Raw genomic sequence first — 24,543 nt, 5'->3', positions numbered from 1 at the left:
GACATGGCAACGTCAAAGCTCAAAACCGGCGTTTCGAGCGATGATGTGCCGTTTTGGTTAATGGATCACAACAAATCCGTCGCTTTGTGATCAATCACGGGGCGTCGGCGAGCCGATCCTGCTCTTCGCGCTCACCCGCGATCGGATCGCCCCAAGCCACGAAACCGCCGTTGCGATAATCTTCGCCAGTCTTCCCATAAAGCAGCGGACCGCCAGCGAGCGACAGAACCACGCCGCCCGCGGCGCGCAGCACCGCATCACCCGCCGCCGTATCCCATTCCATCGTGGGTCCGAAACGCGGGTAAAGGTCGGCATCGCCTTCCGCAATGGCGCAGAATTTTAGCGACGATCCCGCTTCCCGCCGCTCGCGAACCGGAAGGTTAGCCAAGAACGCTTCCGTCGGCGCATCCGAATGCGAACGGCTGGCAAGGGCCACATAGGCCCCGTTCGGCGCCGTGCGTGCGTGGATCGACCGCCGCTCCGTGGCATCGGCCAATCTCTGCCCTGGCTCGACGCGACAGACCGTGGCAACGCCCCCGGCAGCTGACCAGAGGCGTTTCAAGACCGGCGCATAAACGACGCCGACGACCGGGCGACCTGCTTCGATCAAGGCGATATTGACCGTAAACTCGCCGCTTCCGCCTATGAATTCCTTTGTGCCGTCAACGGGATCGACCAGGATAAACTGACCGTCGAGGGCCGGCTTGGACCCCCGCGCCGCTGCCTCTTCGGCCAGCACCGGAATCCCCGGCGCGCAGTGTTTCAGCCCCGCCAGGATCACGACCTCGGCCTGCTCGTCTGCCTCACTCACGGGGCTCTGATCCGCTTTCAGGTGAAAGGCGCATCCCCGCGTCGTGTAGACCCGCATGATCGCAACGGCGGCATCGAGCGCCAACTGGGCGAAATCGTCAGCCAATCGCACGCGATCGATCATGCCGGTCGTATCGACCTCACGCCCAGCGTCTTCGGAGAGGTCAGCCTCGCTAGAAGGATATGTCACTGGGATGTCATACCTTGTCCGAGCTTGATGGGATGGGACGCCCTGACAACACCGATCGGGACCATCGCCCGCCGCGTCGAGGGAGGATCGGCTTTCAAACCGAAGACCATTACGGTATCAAAAAGGCGCTTCGGTCGCAAACCTTTGATTCGGCGATGCTCCGGCGTAACCGGGTATCGACGCTCCGATGGGTGTGGGCCCGTTGGCACGGCCGCCCTGGGCGGCGGTTATATCTTGCGGCGCATCGGCGCCAGATCCGGGACCCGCCATGACGACCTTCGCGCTCGACGCTCTGGACCTCGCGGCCCTGCTTTGCTCCCGCGTTTGCCACGATGTGATCAGCCCGGTCGGCGCCATCGTCAACGGCCTCGAGGTGCTCGAAGACGATAACGACGCAGACACCCGCGTTTTCGCGCTCGACCTCATTAAGAAGAGCGCCAACACCGCCTCGGCCAAACTTCAATTCTGCCGGCTGGCTTTCGGCGCGGCTGGTTCCGCCGGAGCCTCGATCGACACGGGCGACGCCGAAAGCGTGACGCGTGGCCTCTTCGGCGACGACAAGGTCAAACTCGACTGGACAGCACCGCGCGTCCTGATGCCCAAGAACAAAGTCAAACTGATCCTGAATCTCTGCGTGATCGCGGCCGGCACCATCCCGCGTGGCGGCGTCGTCACGGTCTCGACGTCCGGCCCCAGCGAGGCCCCGGACATCCGGCTCGTCGCACGCGGGATTAATCCGCGGGTCAATCATGCGCTGGCCGGTCTGCTCGCCGGCAAGCCGGAGAATGATACGATCGACGCTCACGCGATCCAGCCGTTTTTCACCGGACTGGTGGCTCGGCAGATCGCTTATGAGATCAGCATCGGCACACTCGACGATGTCGTGCTGATCGAAGCCAAGCCGGTTGCGGCCCCGGTGCATGCCGATACGGTCCCCAGCGCAGCGACCGCGACCGAGCGTGACCCAAACGACGTTTTCGATCTCTAAGGGCTCGTCACCGCGCGGCACTTTCAGTCGCGGTTAAGCGTCGGCCGTCATACTGCTCTCTGAACGGACGACGGTCCCGGTCGCTGCGGAGATCATCATGGTTCAGGCGCTCGTAGTCGATGATTCGGCAGTGATCCGCAAAGTCGCTTGCCGGATTTTCCAAGATCTCCGGTTCGACACGCTCGAAGCTGAGGACGGCCAACAGGCTCTCGGCGCTTGTTTGGCGCGTATGCCGGACGTGATCCTGCTCGATTGGAACATGCCCGTCATGGATGGCTTTGCTTTCGCGCGGAAACTCCGGACGCTTCCCGGCGGCCTCGCACCAAAGCTCGTGCTTTGCACGACGGAAAACGACGTGGCGCATATCGAGCGCGCGCTCCAGGCTGGCGTCGACGATTATGTGATGAAGCCGTTCGATGGCGAGATCCTGCGCGCCAAGGTCGTCGCTCTCGGCCTGCTGTGAAGTAAGAAAGCGTCACGACCCGCAACGCAAAACGCCAGGCACGAGGCCTGGCGTTTGAGCATGCTCAGGACGGCGTCGCAGCCGTCAGGCGGTGATACGATCTTCCGCTTCGTTCGGCTCGCGCAGCACGTAACCGCGCCCCCAAACCGTTTCGATGAAGTTGCGGCCGTGGCTCGCGTTGGCGAGCTTCTTGCGAAGCTTGCAGATGAAAACGTCGATGATCTTAAGTTCCGGCTCGTCCATGCCGCCGTAAAGATGATTGAGGAACATTTCCTTGGTCAGCGTCGTGCCCTTGCGAAGCGAGAGCAGCTCCAGCATCTGATATTCCTTGCCGGTCAGATGCACGCGCGAGCCTGAGACCTCGACCGTCTTCTGATCGAGATTGACGATCAGATCGCCCGTGGTGATGACCGACTGGGCGTGCCCTTTGGAGCGGCGCACAATGGCATGGATGCGGGCGACGAGCTCGTCCTTGTGGAACGGCTTTGTCAGGTAATCGTCGGCGCCGAAACCAAGACCCTTCACTTTATCCTCGATGCCGGCGAGACCGGACAGAATCAGGATCGGCGTTTTAACCTTGGCGACCCGCAATGTCCGCAGGACTTCATAGCCCGACATGTCGGGAAGGTTCAGGTCGAGCAGGATGATGTCGTAATCATAGAGCTTGCCGAGATCGATCCCCTCTTCGCCGAGGTCGGTCGTGTACACGTTGAAGTTCTCGGATTTCAGCATCAGCTCGATGCTTTGGGCCGTAGCGCCGTCGTCTTCGATCAATAGAACGCGCATATGAGATCCCCACCCTAGCCTCGATTGACCTGGCTGCGACGCCGTCCCCGAGAGGCAGGCTCGCGGACGTTGCTGGGCGAAAAGGCCGTCGCCAATACTTGGCAGTAAGTTAAAGGTAACCGGGAATGGTTAACGAAATTTATCCGTTCGCCTTGTTCCATCGTCTTATTAAGGGATCGGGCTAAGCATTTTATCTTCCTGACGAAATTTGACCATAAGCCTTGCAGGACCTTAACGACGCGCTCATTCAACGCGACAACGAGCCTGTCGCTTTGAATGACCGATATCGGCCGATCACAATGAGACTCGAACTTCGTGCATCCGACGGTCGGAACAGCGACTCACATCAACGCGATGCATTAACCTGCTTTTAGATCGGAGAGTAAGGAAGGCGCAACTAACATGCGCGATAGTTCCACCGTCTCGCGGATTGTCGCCGCCCAGCCGCTTCGCGGTTTGGGTCCACCCTCGCGTCGTTTGGAGTTACGCGTCATGAAGTCGCGGGATCACCTACTCAGATTGAAACGCTTTCAGGTCGAAGAGCGGCGCCGTCGCGTGGCGCAGATCGACTCCATGATTGCAGATTTCAATCGCATGGCAGCCGACCTCGATCGCGAAATCGCGACCGAAGAGCAGCGGTCGGGCATCACCGATCCGGCCCATTTCGCCTATCCGACCTATGCGCGGGCAGCGGTTGTTCGGCGTGACAATCTCAAGCGATCGGCCGATGAATTACGCGGCCAGATCGAGGAGGCGCGGTCGCATTATGAGACCGCCATGGATGAACTCAAGAAAGCCGAGAACATCGATAGTCGCGATAAGACGGAGCGTTTCAGCGAGCCGCCACGCGCCGCTGACATGGACACCTACGCGATGGCTCGTCTCGCTCGCGCCTGAGGCTGCTCGATCACGCGGATGGCCGAACCGCGACGAAAAAAAGTCGCGGAAAAGCGAGCAACCGGCGGCCATCGGGCCGCGGCCGATAAGCCTCATCGATTCGGGCTTGATAGCGGGTCAGAAACGAGAGCCGGAGGTCGTCAGGAAGCGGATCGACGAACGGCCTGAGGCCGGTCGACCGCACCCAAGAGACGATCGCCGCGGCATCTGCCATCGGGTGATGATAGGTGGTTCGCCACACATCCACCGTATCGGCCTCGTCGCAGACGAGATCGTAATAGGCCGTCAACGGCAGGATCTTCACACGGCTGCTTGCGCCGTCCTCTAGATGTGCCGCGAACGCCGGTTCGGCCGCGACCTCTCGCATCGAGCGGTGAGACGGCTCATCCCGGTTGTCCGGCATCTGCACCGCGAGGACCCCGCCGGGCGCCAAGGCCGCGAAGAGGCGCGGGACGAGCGTCGCGTGATCCCCGAGCCATTGCAGCGAGGCATTGGCGTAGATCAGATCAGGCGGCGTCACGGGAGACCATGTCTCGATATCGGCCAGTTCAAAGCGGCACTCTGGAAGCCTGGACCGCGCGTCGTTCAGCATTGCGGCCGAGGTGTCGATGCCGAGAATGTCGGCGCCGGCAAAGCGGCGGGCCAGCAACTCGGTCGAATTACCCGGGCCGCAGCCAAGGTCGACGATCCTGTGGAACGTGCCGTCGACGCGCGCCAGCAAATCTCGTGCGGGTCGGGTTCTCTCGTCCTCGAATTGACGGTAGAGGGCGGGGTTCCAGTCATTCATGGGATATCGCCTCCAGCGCCTTCGCCTGGGACACCATTCTCCAGGCTCTCTATCGCGACCAACTCATCGCGATCAGGCAGCACGGCCTCTCGATCGCGCCCGATCATTCTCTAGTCGAACAGCGCGTCACCCTGCTCGTCGATGATCTTCTGGCCTTTGCTCAACGCCAGTTCGGTCACGTCCTCGACCATCGTGCTTCGATCGGCCCGGACGAAGCGGTAGGACCTCATGGTCCCCCCGATCTCTTTCTCGATGATACCGGCGGTTTGATACTGCCCTTCGCTCTTGAACGGAACGGCGCGGATCACGAAACCCTTATGTTCAATCTGACTCGTCGTCTTGTCAGGCGCGGGAGCAACGGTCGCCTTCGGGACGCCGCCACCAAACAGAGATTTCAGGAACGACATGGCCGACCCTCCTCAAGGGTTGAGTCGAGGCGCGTCTGCGGGGTCGACCATCGCTTGACCTGATCCCACATGCTCATTCATGCTCGCTCGCTGGTTTAAACCGAGCTGCCGCATACTGTCCATCATGGAGGTGCCGCGCGGGATCACCAGCCAGTCGCCGGGTGCGCCGGCCCGCAGCGCCACCACCGCACCATTGGGGCATAAGTCGAGGCACTCGACTTCGACGACACCGGTTCGGCGGCGCCGGGCCTTTTGCTTCCGGCCGCCGACATCTTGCTGTGCAGCCCACAGCGCTTCGGTCAATGCCGCTCCGAAAGCCTGCTTGTGTTTAGGCCCGAAGCCGCCATCGAGCTTCTTCGAGCATTTGCGGCAGACCAGAACGACGTCGGTCCATGACGAATCCACCGACTTGATGGGTTTCGGCTCGTGTGACGCGCTCAATTGTCGAGGAAGCTCCGCAGCTTACGCGATCGGCTCGGATGCTTCAGCTTCCGCAGCGCCTTGGCCTCGATCTGCCGAATGCGCTCGCGCGTCACGGAAAACTGCTGGCCGACTTCTTCCAGTGTGTGATCGGTGTTCATGCCGATCCCGAACCGCATGCGAAGCACGCGCTCCTCACGCGGTGTGAGGGACGCCAGAACGCGAGTCGTCGTCTCGCGGAGATTGGATTGAATCGCCGCATCGATCGGCAGAATCGCATTCTTGTCCTCGATGAAATCACCAAGATGCGAATCCTCCTCGTCGCCGATCGGCGTTTCGAGGCTGATCGGCTCCTTTGCGATCTTCAACACCTTCCGCACTTTTTCGAGCGGCATTGCGAGCTTTTCGGCCAGTTCCTCCGGGGTCGGTTCACGGCCGATCTCGTTCAGCATCTGGCGCGATGTGCGAACGATCTTATTGATCGTCTCGATCATATGGACCGGGATGCGGATCGTGCGGGCCTGGTCGGCAATCGAACGGGTGATGGCCTGCCGGATCCACCATGTCGCGTAGGTGGAGAACTTATAACCGCGGCGATATTCGAATTTATCGACCGCCTTCATCAGACCGATGTTGCCTTCCTGAATCAAATCCAGAAATTGCAGTCCGCGATTGGTGTATTTCTTGGCGATCGAGATCACGAGACGAAGGTTCGCCTCGACCATCTCTTTCTTGGCCTGACGGGCTTCGCGTTCGCCCTTCTGGACCATATGCACGATCTTACGGAATTCCTGAATCTCCAGGCCCGTCTCGCTCGACAAGGCATGGATTTCACCGCGGAGATCGTGAATCCCGTCCTTCTCGCGCGCCACAAACTCTCTCCAGCCGCGGCTGCCGAGCTTGGACACGCGCAGCACCCACTTCGGGTCGAGTTCGGAATTTTGATAGTTGCGAAGAAAGTCATCGCGGGCCACGCCGGAGCTTTCGGCAAGGCGCATCAGACGCAGCTCGTGTCCGATGAGTTTCTTGTTGATGTCATAGAGTTGCTCGACCAGCGCATCGATGCGGTTCTGGTTCAGCGACAACGATTTGACGTCGGCCACGACAGCCTTCTTCAACTCGCGGTATTTGCGCTCTTGGGCTGGTGACAGCGACTCTCCGCCGAGCCGGTTCTCGATATCCTGATCCTGCAGCCGACGAAGCTTCTTATAGGCGTCGGCAATGCGATCAAACGTTTCAAGAACTTTGGGCTTCAGCTCGGATTCCATCGCCGAAAGCGACACGGAATTTTCCATGTCGTCCTCGTCGTCGAACGAGTCTTCCTGAATCGGCATCCCGCCATCGAGGCCGGGCGGCGGATTGCGAGGCGCCGTCGCAGGCGCCGCAGCAGCGCGTGCCGCCACGAGCTCTGCCGCGTCAGGGGCCGTCATGTCGATTTTCGGCGTATTCTTGCCGTCCGGCCCGGCGTAGGTTGCTTCAAGATCGATAATCTCGCGCAACAGCACCTTGGCGTCGTTCAATTCGTCGCGCCAGATGATAATGGCCTGGAAGGTCAGCGGGCTCTCGCACAGGCCAGCGATCATGGCTTCGCGGCCGGCCTCGATCCGCTTGGCGATGGCGATTTCGCCTTCGCGCGACAAGAGTTCGACCGACCCCATCTCGCGCAGATACATACGGACCGGGTCATCGGTCCGGTCGGTCGGCTCGCTGGTGCGGGTCGCAACGGCGGTCGGGCGCGCTGCCTCCACGACTTCCCCGCCCTCGGCCTCTTCCTCTTCGCCGGCTGCAGCCTCCTCAGGCTTTTCGCCCGCCTCGTCGGCCTCTTCGCTCTCGACGACGCTGATCCCCATCTCGCTCAACATGGCGTAGATGTCTTCGATCTGGTCGGAGGTCACTTCCTCGGACGGCAGAACGGCATTTAATTCGTCGTGGGTCACGAAGCCTCGCCGCTTGGCGAGCTTGATCATTCGCTTGACGGCGGCATCCGACAAATCCAGCAGGGGGCTATCGGTCGCAGCTTCTGTCGCCGTTGCGTCGCCCTCGGTCTTGTCGTCGTCCTTTTTCGCCATTCTCAATCGCTCCATTCCCGTCGACCGCACCACGCCTCGGTCCGGTGAAACGACGGTGTCGTTCAAACGCACGACACGCAACTCAACCTAAGACGGCCCTGATCGTGATTAAACGGAAGGCATGAAGTCACCGTTAACCATGGCAATCGCCGCCACCGAAATCCAACATCTGCTAGACGTCTGTCGCTTCCCGACCCGAGGATGCGCCAAAGCCTTCGACGGACGCCTCGGTCCCCTCTAGAGCGGATAGACGCGCCTGAACATCCTGTAACGCGGCGAAATTTTGATCGCTCGCGTCACGGCCAAGCGCGTGCTCTGCCGCCTTAAGGTCCCTATGTAAGGTGCCGGCCTTCCGGTGCAAGGCCAAAGCTTGTCGCAAAACCTGATCGGCATCGACGTCGGCAGTTTCAGGCTTGAGGCACCAATGCGGCAAACGTTCGGCAGCCGCCATGATTTTTTCGCGTAATCCACCATGCCCGTTGGCGATCAGCGCATCTCGGAGCGCGTCGTGGTCGCGCGGATGGTCGCCGAGACATTGCAACAACCCATCCCTGAGACGAGCCACATCGGCATTGGTAAATTCGGTGTGGGCCAGATCCTCGGCATGCCATTCGAGGAGCGCGGGGTGGTTGAGGATCAATGCCGCGATCAGGGTTTCGCGCGGCGGCATCACGGCGCGGGCGAGCGACGTCCCGGGATTGAGGTTGAGCGGAGACGCCACATAGCCTCGCAGGGGCTCCGGCCCACCGCGTGGGCGGCCGGGTCGCCATGGCGCTCTCTTGTCGGCCGGGCCGCGTGTCCCGCCAGCACCACGCCGGCCGGCATCGATGACCTGTCGCAAACGCGCCTGCAGTTCCGACCCGTAATGCCGACGCAACGCCTCGTCCTTGATTTCATGCACGAGGTCGCCGAGCCGCCGCTCCAGCCCGGCGCGCCGCTCGGGCGTATCCAACACGAGATGGTCGGTTTCGCGGAGCCACAGCACATCGACCAGCGGCTTGGCTTGATCCAGCACGGTCTCGATCGCACCGGCGCCACCCGACCGGGCCAGATCGTCGGGATCCTGCCCTTCGGGTAGAAAGGCAAAGCGCAGGCTCCGGCCCGGCGCAATCAAGGGCAGCACCGTATCGACCGCCTTGAAAGCGGCGCGGCGGCCGGCTGCATCGCCATCGAAACAGAGCAATGGTTCGGGCGCCATGCGCCACATAACTTCGCATTGGTCCCCCGTCAGCGCGGTACCGAGGGGCGCGACGACATTGGGGACACCCGCCATCGTCATGGCGATGACATCGATATAGCCCTCGACCGCCACCACGGTGCCTTTGTCGGACGCGGGTTTTCGAGCGCGGTGGTGATTGTACAGAATCCCACCTTTGTGGAAGAGCGGCGTCTCCGGCGAGTTCAGATATTTGGCCGGCACATCTTTGTCGAGCGCCCGGCCGCCGAAGGCGATGACCCGGCCGTTCCGATCCTGGATCGGAAACATCACGCGATCGCGGAAGCGATCATACGGCACCGCGATCCCCTCGCCATGGACCAGCAGCCCGGCCTCGATCATCACGTCTGCACCAACGCCCCGCCCCGCCAGATGATCGCGCAGGGCGAATTTTTCACGCAGCGAAAACCCGAGGCGGAACTCGGCCTGAACGTCGGAACCCAGGCCACGCTCCGTGAGATAGATCCGTGCCCGGCCACCCTCGCGGCCCTGCAGCGCGCTTTGAAAATATTGCGCGGCCCACTCGCAGGCGTCGATCAATCCTGCTCGTTTACCCTCCTGCACCACGTCGTCGGCGCTGCGGCTCGGCAAGGCGAGCCCCGCCTCCCCGGCAAGCCGCTCGACGGCTTCGGGGAAGCTCACGCCCTCGGTCGCCATCACGAAATCGAAGATGTTGCCGTTACGCCCCGAGGAGAAATCAAACCAGGCCATCTTCTGGTCATTGACATAGAAGGATGGCGTCTTCTCGGTGTTGAACGGCGACAACCCACGCCATTCGCGCCCTTGCTTCTTCAGCTTGACGCGGCGGCCGACCACGTCGGACACGGCGAGCCGGTTCCGCAATTCGTCGAGGAACGTGGGTGAAAAACGCATCCGGCCAAAATAGCAGGCCTCCTCGGATTCAGCGAGCGCGCGATGCGATCCCGATGCTGAATCCACGCTCGCCTCCGCGCTCGCCTTCGCGACGGCTGGTCTCGACGGCACAGGAACCGTAAGACCCTGTCGGAGAGCGAGCCATCACCAAACCGCCATCGGCGACGCCCAACGCGAGTGACCCCAAGATGAAGAAGGCGATCGGTCATGTGGCAACGAGCGACGCGGAGTTGTTGGGCGAACCGTTGATCGACGCCGAAGCCGACACCTTCTCGCCCGAACCGATCCAGGCGTCCGGGTCACGGCTTTTGCTCGGTGCCAGCCTGGTCCTCATCGCTCTCAACCTGCGTCCCGTCTTTTCCAGCGTCGCGGCGCTCCTGCCGGAAATTACGCAATCGACCGGATTGCATCCGGGTGCGGCCAGCTTGATGACCACGCTTCCGGTCCTCTGCCTCGGCCTGTTCGCGCCCTTTGCGCCCGGGCTCGCGCGGCGTTTCGGTGCGGAGCGCACCATCATGATGCTGTTGCTCGTGCTCGGGATCGGCACCGCTCTCCGCGGGCTCGGGACGTTTCCGGCTTTGCTGGCCGGTGCGATTTTGGCGGGCGGCAGCATCGCGGTCGTCAACGTGTTGCTGCCGGGCCTCGTCAAACGCGATTTTCCCGACCGTCTCGCCCTGATGACAGGCCTTTTCACCATGGCGCTCAGCGCCGGTGCCGCAGCGGCCGCCGGGTTCACGGTGCCGCTCGAACACTGGCTCGGCAATGATTGGTCGGCGGCGCTCGCCATCTGGGCCGCGCCGGTCGGGCTCGTCTTGCTGCTTTGGGCTCCCCAGGCGTTGGCCGTTCGGCACGTGCCAGCGCGCACGAGCGTGCGAGGCCCCTCTCTCTGGCGCAGCGGCCTAGCCTGGCGCGTGACGCTGTTCATGGGGTTGCAATCGGCCCTCGCTTATTGCGTCTTCGGCTATCTCGCCCCGATCCTGCGCGAACGCGGCTTGAGCGGCACGACAGCTGGGCTCGTCGTGTCGTTCTCGGTCATCGTCCAGTGCATCGCCTGCATGCTTGCGCCCGTCATCGCGGTTCGCCAGCGCGATCAACGCGTCGTCAATGCGGCCTTCTTCGCCGTGGCGCTGCTTGGATTGCTGGCCTGCATGTTCGCGCCTCTCGGCGGCATCTGGCTCTGGGCGACCCTGCAGGGCTTCGGCCAAGGTGGCTTGATCGCTCTCGCCATGACCGCCATCGTGCTTCGCTCGCCCGACGCGCAGGTGGCGGCGCGCCTGTCGAGCATGGCGCAGAGTGTCGGCTACACGCTGGCCTCCCTCGGCCCGCTTCTGGTCGGTGTGCTGCGTGGAACCACCGGCTCTTACGCGGCTGCCGGGTTTCTCTTCGTCTGCATCACGCTCGTCGGCATGTGGAGCGGCATCGGGGCTGGTCGGGCGACGCAACTTTTGCCAGAGGGGTCTTGAAGGCTCTGCACCCCCGCTCTAGAACAGAGCAGGAACAGGGTGGGTCATGGGTCGTTTGGATCTCACGGAAAAGCTGGCGGTCTTGGCCGATGCGGCGAAATACGATGCGTCCTGCGCCTCGAGCGGATCCGAGTCGCGCAAATCCACCACGCGCAACAAAGGAATCGGGTCCATCACGGGCTCGGGAATCTGCCATTCCTATGCACCCGATGGGCGCTGCATCTCTCTGCTGAAGCTGCTGCTGACCAACCACTGCGTGTATGATTGTCTCTATTGCGTCAATCGTCTGTCGAGCAACGTGCAGCGGGCGCGGTTCACCCCCGAAGAAGTCGTCGACATCACGCTCGACTTCTACAAGCGCAATCTGATCGAAGGGCTGTTTCTGTCGTCCGGCATCATCCAGTCACCGAATTACACGATGGAGCAGATCGTGCGGGTGGCGCAGACGCTCCGCGAGACCCATCGGTTCAGGGGCTATATCCACCTTAAGACGATCCCGGACGCCGATCCGCTGCTGATCGAAAAGGCGGGCCTCTACGCCGATCGGCTCTCAATCAATGTCGAGGTGCCGCGCGAGGCGAGCCTCGTCAAGCTGGCGCCGGAGAAGAATGCAGGCTCGATCCGCCGTGCCATGGGCGGTCTTCGGCTGCGCCTTGAAGAAGCGACCGACGAAAAGCGTCGGTCGCGCCACGCGCCGAGTTTCGCGCCGGCCGGGCAGAGCACACAAATGATCGTCGGGGCCGACGGAGAAACCGATAGCGATATCGTCCGATCGAGCGTGTCGCTCTACAGCAGCTATAAATTGAAACGGGTGTATTACTCGGCCTTCAGCCCGATCCCCGGATCAAGCCAGTTGCTGCCGGCGCAGAAGCCGCCGTTGATGCGCGAACATCGGCTTTATCAAGCCGACTGGCTCTATCGCTTCTATGACTTTTCGATCGACGACATTCTGGCCGCAACCGACGACGGCATGCTCGATCTCGACATCGACCCGAAGCTTGCCTGGGCCTTGAAGCATCGGCAGAGGTTTCCAATCGACGTCAATCGGGCGCCCCGCGAAGATCTGCTGCGGATTCCGGGCCTTGGGGTCAAGAGCGTCAACAAGATCTTGCGGATCCGACGATGGGGGCGGCTCGACCTGTCGGGCGTGGCCCGCCTTGCCGGATCAGCCAAGACGCTTTCGAAATTCATCGAGGCCAGCGATTGGAACCCGGGCGCGATCTTGGACAGCCCTCATCTGACGGCCGCGCTCAAACCGCCGCCCCGACAATTGAGCCTGTTTTGATCTATCGGATCGATCTCGACAGTCACGTCGATCTCGACGGGTGGCGTGTCGCAGCCCGGCGATTGGCCGAGGCGGATATTCCCCCGAGCGAAATTCTATGGCGAACCGGCGAACAGGATGGTGATCTCTTCGTGGAGGCCACCCAAAACAATGAACTGCCCGAGCCGAGGCCCGGCCACAAGCCGCTGAGCGTGCCGCGTCGGTTTTTGGAGCTCGCCGAATTGGCGGTTTGCCACCGCGATCCCGAGCGCTTCACCCTGCTGTATCGACTGTTGTTACGGTTCCAATCCGAGCCCCGGCTGATCGACATCGCGACGGACGACGATGTCTTTCGGCTGGAAGGAATGGCCAAGGCGGTGCGCCGCGATCGCCATAAGATGACGGCCTTTGTGCGCTTCAAGAAAGTGGATGCGGCGGATGGACCAGCTTACGTGGCTTGGTTCGAGCCCGAACATCACATCGTCGCCCTCACGGTCCCCTTCTTCGTCGACCGATTCGCCAACATGCGCTGGTCGATCATCACGCCCCAGTTGAGCGCGCGCTGGGACGGGCTTGCGCTCACGTTCGAGCCGGGCGGCAGCAAGGCCGATGTGCCGGACGATGAGGCAGGCGACGATCTCTGGCGGACTTATTACGCCAACATCTTCAATCCAGCCCGATTGAAGATCGGGGCCATGAAGCGCGAAATGCCGGTGAAATATTGGAAGAACCTGCCGGAAAGCAGCCTGATCACGCCCCTGATCCGGTCAGCCCAGGGCAAGGAGAACGCCATGGTGGATAACCCGCAAGTCACACCGCCCAAGCGAGCCGAGATCATCGCGCAGCAGAGAGTGGCGAAGGCCGAGCCACGGCCAAGTCATGAGGCAGGGACGCTCGAGGCGTTGCGCGACGAGGCCAGAAGCTGTCAACGCTGTCCACTCTATCGGGACGCCACCCAAACGGTGTTCGGGGAAGGCCTCGCTAGCGCCGATCTCGTCTTCGTCGGCGAACAGCCAGGGGATCGGGAGGACCTGGCCGGCAAGCCGTTCATTGGGCCGGCAGGCGCGCTGTTTGACCGGGCGCTCGCCGAGGCCGGAATCGATCGACGACGCGCCTATGTCACCAATGCGGTCAAACATTTCAAATTCGAGCCGCGGGGCAAGCGCCGCATCCACAAGAAGCCGGGGATCGCCGAAATCGATGCGTGCCGCTGGTGGATCGAACAGGAACTCGGCGCCCTCAAACCGAAACTGACGGTGGCGCTCGGCGCGACAGCCGTGCGGAGCCTGACCGGCAAGAGCGCCTCGATCCTCAGCCTGCGAGGGCAAGTGATCGACTCGCCGCTCATTGGCCCCGTGCTGGTCACGGTGCACCCGTCCTTTCTGTTGCGACTGCCTGACGAGGACCAGCAACGGGTCGAATATGATCGCTTCGTTGCCGATCTTCGCCTAGCGCGCGATGCCGCCGCAGGCTAGTCGTCGGGCCAACCGGCGCCGGATTGAGAAGCGGCATGGCTTGGAGTAGACACGCCGCTTGGCCGATGACCGGCACACGCCACGGCCCCTTTTTCACAGATTAGATCAGAGACGACGAGCCATGCGCGACCAACTCTCCACCATGCTGAAGGTCGCCATGAAGGCGGGAGACAAGCGCCGCGTCGGCACCATTCGGCTCATTCAATCGGCGCTCAAGGACAAGGACATCGAGCTACGCCCCTCCGGCAAGACGGTTGGCGAGGAGGATATTTCGGCCGTTCTCCGGAAGATGGTCAAGCAGCGGCAGGATTCGATCGCGATCTACGACCAAGCTGGCCGCGACGATCTTGCCAGCCAAGAGCGCGAAGAACTCGCCATCATCGGAGAATTCTTGCCGAAGGAGATGGAGGAGGCCGAGGTCCGCACCGCCATCGCCGAGGCGATCGAGGAATCCGGCGCGGCCGGACCGAAGGACATGGGCAAGGTCATTGCGGCCATGAAGGCAAAATACGCCGGACAGATCGACTTCGGCAAAGCCAGCGCTTTGGTCAAGTCGATGTTGAACGACCGTCAGGCTTGATCGACGACGCTACAAAGCGGCTTCGTCACTCGCTTGAAGGGCCTGGAACGCTCGTTTCGCCTTATACATCTCTTCGTCAGCCCGTTTGAGCAGCGCTTCGAGCCGCTCTCCCGGACGGCTGGTCGCCACACCCATCGAGAAACTGAGAATCGATTCGGAGTGGAACTGGTTGTTGATTTCGATCATCCGATCGATGGTGTCGATCATGGCGGCACCATCGCGCTCGTCAGCCCCCGGCATCAGAATCGCGAACTCGTCTCCGCCGATGCGGGCAGCATAGCTCTGCCGATCGACCGCCTTTTGCAGCACCTCACCCATACGGCTGAGCAGACTGTCTCCCGCCGCATGGCCAAGGCTGTCGTTGGCGGCTTTGAGACCGTTCAAATCGGCGATCATGACGGTAACCGGGTAAATGTTCTTGCGTTCGATCCGGTTGATCTCATCATTGTAGAAGGAGCGGTTGTAGAGTTTGGTCAGCACGTCGTGCTTGCCGAGGAACTCGAGATAGGCTTCAGCCCTCTTGCGCGCCGTGATGTCGGTCAAAGCGACCTGAACCAAACCCCAATCCGATTCATGTCCGGGCAGAACCGAGAATTGCATCAAGAGGTGAAGTTCCCCGCCGTCGAGCGTGTAGTTCACCACCTCGCGCTGCTGAAACAACTTGCCGTTCCAAAGGTCGATCAGTTGCTCGCGGAAGTGAGTGAGCATGTTGGCGCGAAACACATCGCCGAGACGGCGCAACAACGTGGCCTTGTCGGGTGCCGCGAAGAGGTCGAGCGTCTGCCGATTGACGTCGAGCACGTGGACCTCGCTCAGGCATTGCTGCACGAAGACGGGGTGAACGTCGGTAAAGACAGGGAAGTCTTGGATGCCTTGTCGCCGGGCCTCGTCGAGAAGGCGCTTGACGCCTCGAAAGTCCTCCGCCCAAAGCGACACGGGAGAATGCTCGAATAAGCCACGCGCATATGCCTCGCTGACCGCGAGCTTCGCGCGAGCGACCTCGCGGTCGGTTACGTCCTCGATCGCGATCAGAACGCGGGACCAGTTCGCCTCATATCCCGGCAGGATCGAGCCACTCAGTTGAATATCGAGGCGGCGTCCCGCCAACGTGTAATTCACCGTGTTGCTGAAGAAGTCGGTATTGCCGTCCCACAGCCTGACGAGTTCCTCGAGATGCGAGCCGAGCATGTCGTCGCGAAACACAAGGCTGAGATTGTCGACGAGGTGAGCAAGATCGCGGGCATCGAACAGCGATAAGGTTCGCTGGTTGACTTTGATGACGCGGAGAACGGCCGAACATTCTTCGATGCGAGTGCGGTCCTCCGTCAGATGCCGGCGAAGATCCGTGATGCCGAGGCCACGCCATCGCTCGAACAACAACCGGAGCGCGCCATAATCTTCAAGCCAGAGCGACACCGGAGCGAGATCAAACATATCTGCCTCAAGATGTTCTGTGGCGCTGCGGGAGACGTTTGGCTGTTGGTCGCTTTTAAACATGATCGCTCGATGTGGGCTGCGTCTGAGCACGCCATCATCCTAAGTGTTTGTTGATGAATGATCCATGATTTCGGCAGCGTTCGAGCGGCGGCGAGGACACGCCGTCGAACCGAATGATCCGTTGCACCAGCGGATTGGAGTTCAGGCTTTCGATGTGGGCGAAAGTCGTCTAGAGCATGTGCGGCCCTGGCCGGATCGGTCGGCGGGGGATCGCAGCGAGATCGACTGGCCAGAACCGAAAGCGGCTTGTGCCGACCTCGTCGGCCCCGGGACACATCCATGACGATACGCCTGCATATCGGCGACCTCCCCTCCGACTGGGCTGCGGGATCGAGCGTTGCGATCGATACCGAGACGCTGGGGCTGAATCCGCATCGGGATCGCCTCTGCGTGGTGCAGCTGTCGCGGGGCGACGGCGACGCCGACGTGGTGCAGATCGGGATCGGCCAAACAAGTGCACCAAACCTGCAGCGGCTGCTGGATGACCGCGCAGTCGTGAAGCTGTTTCACTATGGTCGGTTCGACGTTGCGGTCTTGTTCCACGCATTCGGCACGATGACGCAAAACCTCTATTGTACCAAGATCGCCTCGAAGCTGGTGCGGACCTACACGGATCGCCATGGCCTGAAGGATCTCTGTCGTGAATTGCTCGGCATCGACCTGTCCAAGCAACAGCAATCTTCCGATTGGGGCGCCTCGTCGCTCTCCGAGGCGCAGGTCGCTTATGCGGCCTCCGACGTCTTGTATCTCCATCAACTGCGTGAGCGGCTCGACCTGTTGCTGGCCCGTGAGAACAGGGCCGATCTGGCGCAGGCGTGTTTTTCGTTTCTTCCGACCCGCGCGCGTCTCGATCTTCTCGGCTGGCCCGAAACCGATATGTTTGCCCATGCGTGAGGGCTCGCGACGCCGCATCGACATGATTGGTGCACTGCGCCATAACTTGGCCACGGCGTGGGGTGATCACCCACGCTCGAGCCGACGTCCAGAGCCGGCGACCTTTGTTAATGGCCTTTGCATCGAGCCTCTCGCTCTGTGCTCGATGACAGATAGTCAATGACCGATAGCGTCAGCCCGCCCCTGGCTTTCCCCTTTTCGATGCCCGCGGCCTCCGACAAGACGCGCGCGTTTCGCGCGGCGCGTCGTCATAGCCGGCATGTGAAGCTGATGCGCTCGGTGCTGTTCGGCGGCGCCCTTGTGGTCACGCTCCTGGTGATCGTCTTCGCGATTTTCGATCCGTTCCATAAGATCCTGCCCGGCCTGTCGGTCGAGAAAACGTCGCTCGACGGCACCAAGGTGACCATGTCCCGGCCGAAGCTGGCGGGCTATCATAACGATGGGCGTCCTTACGTGATCTCGGCGTCGTCAGCCGTTCAGGACATCAAGGTCCCCAACATTTTCGAATTGCGCGACATGGATGCGCACCTGACCATGCAGGACAAGACGCTGACCCATGTGACGGCGCTGACCGGCATCTACGACAGCACCTTGGACACGATGTCGCTGACCAGCGACGTGCATATCACCAACGATGCCGGCTTGGAGATGAAGGCCCGCGATGCGCATATCGAATTCAAGACGGGTTCGGTGGTGACCAAGAACCCCGTGACGGTTGCTATGCGTGGCAATACGATCGATGCCGACAGCATGCAGATGGTCGACGGGGGCAAGCAAGTGACGTTCGAAGGCCACGTGCACACGATGTTTTTGCCGGGGTCGGACAAGACACCTGACGTCAAGCCCGCCCAAATGCCATGACGCCCCTGCATCGCGTGTTTGCGCGTCTCCTCGCCCTTGCGGCGATCCCAACTCTCATTGCGATCTCGTTCGAGGTCTCGTCGGGTAGTGCCCTGGCGCAGGTCCCGACCACGATTGCGGCGCCGGCCAAGAAGGCGACCTCATCCTCGGGATCGCTGCTGCCCGGTGCCAATTCCAAGGATCCGGTCAGTGTCGATGCCGGGAAGCTCGATTATTTCGATAAGGAGCAGAAGCTCGTCTACACCGGCGAAGTCGTGGCCAAACAAGGCGATTCGACCCTTCGGGCTTCCGTGTTGACGATCTTCCTCAACCGCTCGGCCAAATCGACCGCCGCGGCCGGTTCGGCTGAGGAAAAGCCAGCAGTAGCTCCGGCGACGCCCGTGCCTCAAGATGCCGCGACCGCGGCATCACCCTTGGCGTCGAGCAATTCAGTCCGCCGCATGGAGGCCAAGGGCCCGGTCACGATCATCTCGAAGGATCAGGTCGGCACCGGTGATAACGGCGTCTATGACAAAGCTGAAAACAAAATCACTCTGGTGGGCAATGTCACGCTCAGCCAGGCCACGAACGTGATCAAGGGCGACAAGCTGGTCTACGACATGACCTCCGGTCAGGCGCAAGTCTCGTCCGGCCAGACGCTCGGTCGCGTCAAAAGCGTGTTCACGCCTGGTTCGGGCGCGCCGGGAGACGCGAAGAAACCGAAACACGTGACCCCGAAGACGGCACCCGCCAAGGCCGATAAGTGATGAGCCGTCGCTTGGCGGATCGTCGATCGCCAGACCGTCGATCACCATGAGCCGCGACGTGGCGTCGAAACCAACGGGGCGTGGCATGATGCGGCAGCTGATGGGGTTGTTGCCGGGCCGACGCTCGGCGCCGGTCGCGACCTGGGCCGAGCCATCGCTCTATGCGGATCATCCGGTCGGATCCGCTCTCGCTGATGCGGCTGCGGCGCCGCACCCCGCGGCCGATCCGCAATCACAGCTCGGCGTCTACAACATCGGCAAAGCCTATGGCGGGCGGCAGGTCGTCCAAGACGTCAGCCTCACGGTGCGGCGAGGCGAAGCCGTGGGGTTGCTCGGCCCCAACGGCGCCGGCAAGACGACCGTTTTCTACATGATCACCGGCCTCGTCGGACCTGATAAGGGCATGATCGAACTCGACGGTCATGACGTGACCGGCTTGCCGATGTATCGCCGAGCCCGTCTCGGGATCGGCTACCTGCCGCAGGAAGCGTCGATCTTTCGGGGGTTGAGCGTCGAAGACAACATCCGAGCGGTTCTCGAACTCACGGTTCGCGACCGGGACGAGCGGGAGGCCGAACTCGACTCGTTGCTGGATGAGTTCAACATCGGGCGGCTTCGCAAGTCACCGTCGGTGGCTTTGTCGGGCGGGGAACGTCGCCGCTGCGAGATCGCGCGTGCACTGGCGGGACACCCGTCCTTCATGCTGCTCGACGAACCCTTTGCGGGCATCGACCCGATCGCGATCGGCGACATTCAGGATCTCGTGATCCATTTGAAGGGGCGCGGCATCGGCGTGCTGATCACCGATCACAATGTGCGTGAGACACTGGGACTGATCGACCGCGCCTATATCATCCATTCCGGCCGCGTTTTGACGGAAGGAAGTCCCGACGACATCGTCAACGATCCGGATGTCAGGCGGTTTTATCTCGGTGAGGATTTCCGGCTTTAGTCGTTGCCGACGGCCCAGCGTCTCCCCCCCGTCTCAGGATGATGTTCGGCGTTTCTGATCCGGAGATCATCGAATATACGGGCTTCCCGATTGAGCTGTCGAGACCCATATCCCACCCTAAGCAAAAATCATTCCGCGCATGCGCTGCCGATTTTTTGTGCTACAACTTGAGCGATCGGTTGAGAGAGCCGTGATCGTTAGTCGTTTGCGTTGAGTAGGTGAGATGGCACTGTCGGCCAAACTCGTGATGCGGCAGGGCCAGTCCCTGGTGATGACGCCGCAACTTCTGCAGGCCATCAAGCTCCTTCAACTCTCCAATCTCGAACTTGCGTCTTTCGTCGAAGAGGAACTGGAACGCAACCCGCTCCTCGAGCGCGCCGAAGATCGTCCCGACCTGATCGAGCCCGCGACCAACGATCGTCTCGATTCGCGCGATGCCGAGGATATGAGTGATCGAAATTGGGACTCGACCGATCTCGAAACCGACCATCGCTCGCTGGAGGCGGCACTCGGAACGGAGCTCGACAACACGTTCGACGTGGACCGCAGTGTGAAACCGGACGATTTTGCGACATCGGCCGACCTTCACGGCTTATCGGCCACATCCTGGACGGGCAGCCCCGGAACCGGCGATGGCGAATTGTCGAGTTTCGACACCTATGTGGCCGCCGCCATGACGCTGCACGACCGGCTGAGCGAACAATTAGCCTTGGCGGTTCACGATCCGACCGATCTGATGATCGGCCACAGTCTGATCGACCTCATCGATGAGGCCGGCTATCTGACGGAGGATATCGCGAGCGTCGCGGATCGTCTCGGCGCAAGTCCGAAGCGCGTGGAAGCTGTGCTCCGGATCGTTCATACCTTCGAGCCGACCGGGATCGGAGCACGTTCCTTGGCCGAATGCCTCGAGCTCCAATTGCGGGAGAATAATCGTTTCGATCCGGCGATCGCAGCCCTTCTGGCAAATTTGGCGCTCGTGGCCAAGCGCGACTATTCCAGCCTCCGCCGGCTCTGTGGGGTCGACGACGACGATCTGCACGAGATGATCGCCGAAATTCGGAGCCTCGATCCAAAGCCAGGCCGGGCTTTTGGAGGGGCGCCGGTCCAGACCGTGATTCCAGACGTCTATGTTTGGCCGGCCGCGAATGGCAGTTGGAATGTCGAACTCAACACCGACGTGTTGCCGAGGGTCCTGGTCAACCAGAGTTATCACACCCGGGTGACCCGTGGCGGCCCGAGCGACGGGGATCGCTCGTTCGTGACCGAGTGTCTGCAAACCGCAAACTGGTTGACGAAGAGCCTCGAGCAGCGTGCCAGAACCATCCTGAAGGTCTCGAGCGAGATCGTCCGCCAGCAGGACGCGTTTTTTGCGCATGGCGTCGAACATCTTCGGCCGCTCAACCTGAAAACGATTGCCGATGCGATCGGCATGCACGAGTCGACCGTGTCGCGCGTGACCTCCAACAAATATATGGCCAGCCCGCGCGGCCTCTTTGAGTTGAAATATTTCTTCACGGCCTCGATCGCGGCGACTGCCGGTGGCGACGCACATTCGGCCGAAGCGGTACGCTTTCGCATCAAGCAGATGATCGACGCCGAACGGGCCGATAACGTCCTGTCCGACGACGCCATCGTGGTGCGGTTAAAGACCATCGGCATCGTCATCGCCCGTCGCACCGTCGCCAAATATCGAGAGAGCCTGCGTATTCCCTCCTCGGTCGAACGGCGGCGAGACAAACAGGTGCGAGCCGTCGCCTGCTGACGTGGATCGTCGACCCTGTTGAGCAATCGCGACCCCTGGCCTAATGGAGCCATGACGGGCACGGTATAACCCGTGAGCCGTGCGGCTCGTCCCAAACAAAGGATCCACTGATGGCCGTCGAGCCCAGACTGTGGATCGCCCGATAGATGGAGAAACGCCTTGAACAGGCTGTCGCAAACGACGCTGGATCGGCTCGGCGAAAGCATCGAGCTGCCGCCTTACGACCGGGCATTGGTGGACGTTGGGATCGTCCATTTCGGCGTCGGCAACTTTCACCGCGTGCACCAGGCCGTCTATATCGACCGTTGTCTCCGCGACCCGCAGGCACGCGGCTGGGGCATCTGCGGCGTTGAATTGATTGATAGTGAGGCCAATCGCGCCAAGGCTGAGGCCTATCTGGCGCAGGATCGTTTGTTCACGGTCACTGAATTTGCGCCGGACGGATCGGCGGTAACGCATGTCATTGGAGCGATGGTGGACTACCGCCATGCGCCGGCGGATGCCGAGGCCGTGTTGGCCATCATGGTCTCACCGCAGACCCGGATCATCTCGCTGACCATCACGGAAGGGGGCTATAATATCGATGAAACGACGGGCGCGTTCGACCTGACGTCCCCGGCAGTCGCGCAGGATCTTGCGGGCAGAGCGCCGTCGACAGCGTTTGGCTTCATCGTCGAAGCCCTGCGGCGCCGTCGGGCATCCGGCACGGGTCCGTTCACGGTCATGTCCTGCGACAATCTCAGGCACAATGGCGATACGGCGCGGCTGGCTGTCGTCTCTTTTGCCAAGGCTCTCGATCACGAGCTCGCGGCTTGGATCGACACGACCGTGACGTTCCCCAACAGCATGGTGGATCGCATCGCTCCCCAGGTGCCGGCCGCGATGCGAGATGAGCTCAACCGCCGGAGCGGCATCGAGGATGCGGTGCCGGCGATGTCGGAAAGCTTCATGCAATGGGTGATCGAGGATCGCTTTGCGGCCGGACGGCCTCCCCTCGACACCGTCGGCGTGGAAATCCGCGACGACGTCGTGGCCTTCGAATTCATGAAGGGGCGTATGCTGAACGCATGCCATATGCTTTTGTCGTATCCGGGTCTGCTTTGCGGCTATCGCATCGTCCACAACGCGATGGGCGACGACCGTCTGCGCCGCCTGCTCGAAACCTTCCTCGACCGCGACGTGATCCCGAATCTGGAAGGGCCGCAGGGCGTGTCGCTCGAGGCCTATAAGAGCGCCGTATTGGAGCGTTTCGCTAACCCGGCCGTGAACGATCAATTGCTTCGCATCGCGCATGATGGCGCCGCTAAGATCCCAGTCTTTCATTCCAAGACAATCGAAATGTTGTTGAGCCGCGACGGGGATCTGCGGCGCGAGGCTTATTTCTTGGCGTGTTTCGAGCGATATCTCCGCGGGCGCGACGACAAGGGCGACAGCTTCTTGGTCAACGAACCCCGTCTCACTCCGGCGGATCACGCTTTGCTGAAGAGCCACGACCCGCTCGCTTTGCTGCGGACGAGCCCGTTCGAAAAGCTCGGCCTCGCCGATCATCCTGAATTCGTGCGACTCTATTCGGCCGCCGTCGCGATGATCGACGCCGAAGGGGCATCCCGAGCCCTCGACCACCTCCTCGCTTGACGGCTGTCTCTACAACCAGGAGCGGAGCTGCATCTGCAAAGAGCAGCACCGCCGATATGATCGGATCGAACCGCATGGACGATGCACAACGCCGCGCCCTCTCGTCCTGGCTGACCGAACAAGGGCTGGCGGGCGCGACCGAACAAGAACTTCTGCACGGTTTCTGCGACAGTCCGCATTGCACGGGTCTCTCCTTGTCGCGATCGCTGCTGATCATCGACACATTGCATCCGGTTTACGAGGGCCGGGCGTTTCGTTGGCGCAATGATGGTATCGTTGAAGAAGCCGTAGTCGAATATGGGTTCAGCTCCGACGGCGATGCGGCAGTCACCTAGCAACAGAGCATATTCTATACGATGCTGCAGACCGATCAGTCGGAATACCGAATTCGCCTGACCGGCAACGACCCGCTCCCCTTTCCGGCGCTCGAGACGATGCGGACCGAAGGCCATACGGATTTCGTCGCAACTGTGCATCGGTTTGCCAGCCGCGGCGTCATCGGTGAGATGGATTGCGTCTATTCCTATTGGTGCACCCGCGAGGCCGCCGGATTCGACGACAGCAAGCTGGAGGCTCTGAGGCACCTCGTTCCGACCTTGGCGCTGGCGGTGAAGTGTACCTCTCTGGCGCGGATCGCCGAGACCCTCGTCGGGGTCTATCTCGGGCGTGACGCGGGTCAAATGGTGCTGCAAGGCAAGATCAGGCGGGGGACGACCGACCGGATCAATGCGGTCCTCTGGTTTTCGGATCTTCGCGGCTATACGGCGATTTCGGAATCGGTCGCGCCGGAAGAAATTCTGCCGATGCTGAACGATTATGCGGATGCCGTGATTTCCTCGATCCACGATGCGGGCGGCGACGTCCTAAAGCTGATCGGCGATGGCGTTCTGGCGATTTTCAAGGCCGATCGCCCGGAAGACGCCTGCGCGTCTGCGCTGAAAGCCGAAGCCAAGCTACGCTATCGTCTTGCCAAGCTAAACGAACGACGCGCCGCAGAACGGCGTCCCGTCACCAATGCCTATCTCGGCCTGCATATTGGCGACGTGTTCTATGGAAATATCGGAAGTGCCGAGCGGCTCGACTTCACCGTGATCGGACCGGCCGTCAACGAGGTGAGCCGCATCGCGGCCATGTGTCGATCGGTTGATCGGAGCGTGGTTCTATCGGAGGATTTCGTCGCCTCCGTCGCGCCGTCGCAGCGGGAGCGTTGCGTATCCGTCGGGCGTTATGCGTTACGCGGTGTTCGACGCGCCCGTCATCTGTTTACGCTGGAAGACCGTTTGACGTGAAGGCGGGACATCGAGGTGGCAGGTGTGTCCCTCCCCTCCCCTCTCCCCTGCTCATCCTGCATGTCCTTGCTCCCCTGCCCTGCCCTCCCCTCCACTTGCGGTTTGGCTTGTTTGGCTGGGTTGTGCTGCTTCTGAGACGACGAAAGCCCGCCGCGCTGTTTGGGCGGGCGGGCTTTGTGGTTGTGGGTTGTGGTGTGATTTGGTTGCGGGGACAGG

21 protein-coding genes, 1 tRNA gene and 1 pseudogene (1 of these 23 only partly in view) are annotated in these 24,543 nt (G+C 61.6%); 14 read left to right on the top strand and 9 right to left on the bottom strand.

Annotated features, from left to right (window positions below; genetic code table 11):
* Positions 1-94 precede the first annotated feature (94 nt).
* A complete protein-coding gene (gene cysQ, locus EY713_RS09620) occupies positions 95-1,000 on the bottom strand; it encodes a 3'(2'),5'-bisphosphate nucleotidase CysQ (RefSeq protein WP_245572958.1) in 906 nt (301 codons plus the stop codon).
* Positions 1,001-1,268: 268 nt separating this feature from the next.
* Between cysQ and chpT the strand changes: the two genes are divergently transcribed.
* Together chpT and EY713_RS09610 are read left to right on the top strand one after the other, a co-directional pair.
* Complete coding sequence (chpT, locus tag EY713_RS09615) at positions 1,269-1,988, top strand: histidine phosphotransferase ChpT (protein WP_131114592.1); 720 nt, start codon at positions 1,269-1,271, stop codon at positions 1,986-1,988.
* Between the two features lie 97 nt (positions 1,989-2,085).
* A complete protein-coding gene (locus EY713_RS09610; RefSeq protein ID WP_131114591.1) occupies positions 2,086-2,451 on the top strand; it encodes a response regulator in 366 nt (121 codons plus the stop codon).
* Between the two features lie 84 nt (positions 2,452-2,535).
* Here the strand turns inward: EY713_RS09610 and ctrA are convergent, their stop codons facing one another.
* On the bottom strand, positions 2,536-3,237 hold the full coding sequence (gene ctrA / locus EY713_RS09605) for a response regulator transcription factor CtrA (RefSeq protein ID WP_131114590.1): 702 nt from the start codon (positions 3,235-3,237) through the stop codon (positions 2,536-2,538).
* Positions 3,238-3,729: 492 nt separating this feature from the next.
* Between ctrA and fliJ the strand changes: the two genes are divergently transcribed.
* A complete protein-coding gene (fliJ, locus tag EY713_RS09600; protein WP_131119511.1) occupies positions 3,730-4,134 on the top strand; it encodes a flagellar export protein FliJ in 405 nt (134 codons plus the stop codon).
* A gap of 10 nt (positions 4,135-4,144) precedes the next feature.
* On the opposite strand, the gene tam is transcribed toward fliJ, so the two are convergent.
* The 5 genes from tam to dnaG all read right to left on the bottom strand — a co-directional run bounded on the left by tam (position 4,145) and on the right by dnaG (position 9,972).
* Positions 4,145-4,921 carry a trans-aconitate 2-methyltransferase gene (gene tam, locus EY713_RS09595; protein WP_131114589.1) on the bottom strand — a complete coding sequence of 259 codons (777 nt, stop codon included), beginning with the start codon at positions 4,919-4,921 and terminating at the stop codon, positions 4,145-4,147.
* Between the two features lie 110 nt (positions 4,922-5,031).
* Positions 5,032-5,328, bottom strand: coding sequence for an HlyU family transcriptional regulator (locus EY713_RS09590; RefSeq protein ID WP_131114588.1), 297 nt, complete (start codon positions 5,326-5,328; stop codon positions 5,032-5,034).
* A 12-nt stretch (positions 5,329-5,340) separates the two neighbouring features.
* Entirely contained in the window at positions 5,341-5,631 is a 291-nt protein-coding gene (locus tag EY713_RS09585; protein WP_177525403.1) for a hypothetical protein, read from the bottom strand.
* Between the two features lie 134 nt (positions 5,632-5,765).
* Positions 5,766-7,817, bottom strand: coding sequence for an RNA polymerase sigma factor RpoD (gene rpoD, locus EY713_RS09580; RefSeq protein ID WP_131114587.1), 2,052 nt, complete (start codon positions 7,815-7,817; stop codon positions 5,766-5,768).
* Between the two features lie 172 nt (positions 7,818-7,989).
* Positions 7,990-9,972 carry a DNA primase gene (gene dnaG / locus EY713_RS09575; RefSeq protein ID WP_342635987.1) on the bottom strand — a complete coding sequence of 661 codons (1,983 nt, stop codon included), beginning with the start codon at positions 9,970-9,972 and terminating at the stop codon, positions 7,990-7,992.
* Between the two features lie 122 nt (positions 9,973-10,094).
* Between dnaG and EY713_RS09570 the strand changes: the two genes are divergently transcribed.
* From EY713_RS09570 to EY713_RS09555, 4 genes are all read left to right on the top strand, one after another.
* On the top strand, positions 10,095-11,369 hold the full coding sequence (locus tag EY713_RS09570) for a CynX/NimT family MFS transporter (protein WP_131114586.1): 1,275 nt from the start codon (positions 10,095-10,097) through the stop codon (positions 11,367-11,369).
* Positions 11,370-11,415: 46 nt separating this feature from the next.
* Positions 11,416-12,654 carry a putative DNA modification/repair radical SAM protein gene (locus EY713_RS09565; RefSeq protein ID WP_210215326.1) on the top strand — a complete coding sequence of 413 codons (1,239 nt, stop codon included), beginning with the start codon at positions 11,416-11,418 and terminating at the stop codon, positions 12,652-12,654.
* The gene (locus EY713_RS09560; RefSeq protein ID WP_342635986.1) at positions 12,651-14,108 is read left to right on the top strand and encodes a UdgX family uracil-DNA binding protein; all 1,458 of its coding nucleotides are present in this window, start codon (positions 12,651-12,653) and stop codon (positions 14,106-14,108) included. Before EY713_RS09565 ends, EY713_RS09560 begins: the two co-directional genes overlap by 4 nt.
* A 121-nt stretch (positions 14,109-14,229) precedes the next feature.
* Positions 14,230-14,688, top strand: a complete 459-nt coding sequence (locus EY713_RS09555; protein ID WP_131114584.1) for a GatB/YqeY domain-containing protein — start codon at positions 14,230-14,232, stop codon at positions 14,686-14,688.
* 9 nt (positions 14,689-14,697) lie between these two features.
* On the opposite strand, the gene EY713_RS09550 is transcribed toward EY713_RS09555, so the two are convergent.
* Positions 14,698-16,122, bottom strand: a complete 1,425-nt coding sequence (locus EY713_RS09550) for a GGDEF domain-containing protein (RefSeq protein WP_131114583.1) — start codon at positions 16,120-16,122, stop codon at positions 14,698-14,700.
* Positions 16,123-16,464: 342 nt separating this feature from the next.
* Between EY713_RS09550 and EY713_RS09545 the strand changes: the two genes are divergently transcribed.
* The 7 genes and pseudogenes from EY713_RS09545 to EY713_RS09515 all read left to right on the top strand — a co-directional run bounded on the left by EY713_RS09545 (position 16,465) and on the right by EY713_RS09515 (position 24,327).
* A complete protein-coding gene (locus EY713_RS09545; protein ID WP_131114582.1) occupies positions 16,465-17,079 on the top strand; it encodes a ribonuclease D in 615 nt (204 codons plus the stop codon).
* Between the two features lie 159 nt (positions 17,080-17,238).
* Positions 17,239-17,940 carry an LPS export ABC transporter periplasmic protein LptC gene (lptC, locus tag EY713_RS09540; RefSeq protein ID WP_131114581.1) on the top strand — a complete coding sequence of 234 codons (702 nt, stop codon included), beginning with the start codon at positions 17,239-17,241 and terminating at the stop codon, positions 17,938-17,940.
* Positions 17,937-18,686: an LptA/OstA family protein gene (locus tag EY713_RS09535; RefSeq protein WP_131114580.1), complete on the top strand. Its 750-nt coding sequence runs from the start codon at positions 17,937-17,939 to the stop codon at positions 18,684-18,686. Before lptC ends, EY713_RS09535 begins: the two co-directional genes overlap by 4 nt.
* 46 nt (positions 18,687-18,732) lie before the next feature.
* Entirely contained in the window at positions 18,733-19,638 is a 906-nt protein-coding gene (gene lptB, locus EY713_RS09530) for an LPS export ABC transporter ATP-binding protein (RefSeq protein WP_245572957.1), read from the top strand.
* Between the two features lie 223 nt (positions 19,639-19,861).
* Positions 19,862-21,403, top strand: a complete 1,542-nt coding sequence (rpoN, locus tag EY713_RS09525; RefSeq protein WP_131114579.1) for an RNA polymerase factor sigma-54 — start codon at positions 19,862-19,864, stop codon at positions 21,401-21,403.
* 159 nt (positions 21,404-21,562) lie between these two features.
* Positions 21,563-23,038, top strand: coding sequence for a mannitol dehydrogenase family protein (locus tag EY713_RS09520; RefSeq protein WP_131114578.1), 1,476 nt, complete (start codon positions 21,563-21,565; stop codon positions 23,036-23,038).
* 74 nt (positions 23,039-23,112) lie between these two features.
* Positions 23,113-24,327, top strand: a pseudogene (locus EY713_RS09515) (adenylate/guanylate cyclase domain-containing protein).
* Positions 24,328-24,527: 200 nt separating this feature from the next.
* Here the strand turns inward: EY713_RS09515 and EY713_RS09510 are convergent.
* Positions 24,528-24,543: transfer RNA gene (locus EY713_RS09510), tRNA-Met, on the bottom strand; it runs 61 nt beyond the window's last position.

It is taken from the genome of Lichenihabitans psoromatis, assembly GCF_004323635.1.
GTDB lineage: Bacteria > Pseudomonadota > Alphaproteobacteria > Rhizobiales > Beijerinckiaceae > Lichenihabitans > Lichenihabitans psoromatis.
This window is presented reverse-complemented; position numbering and strand designations above follow the sequence as displayed.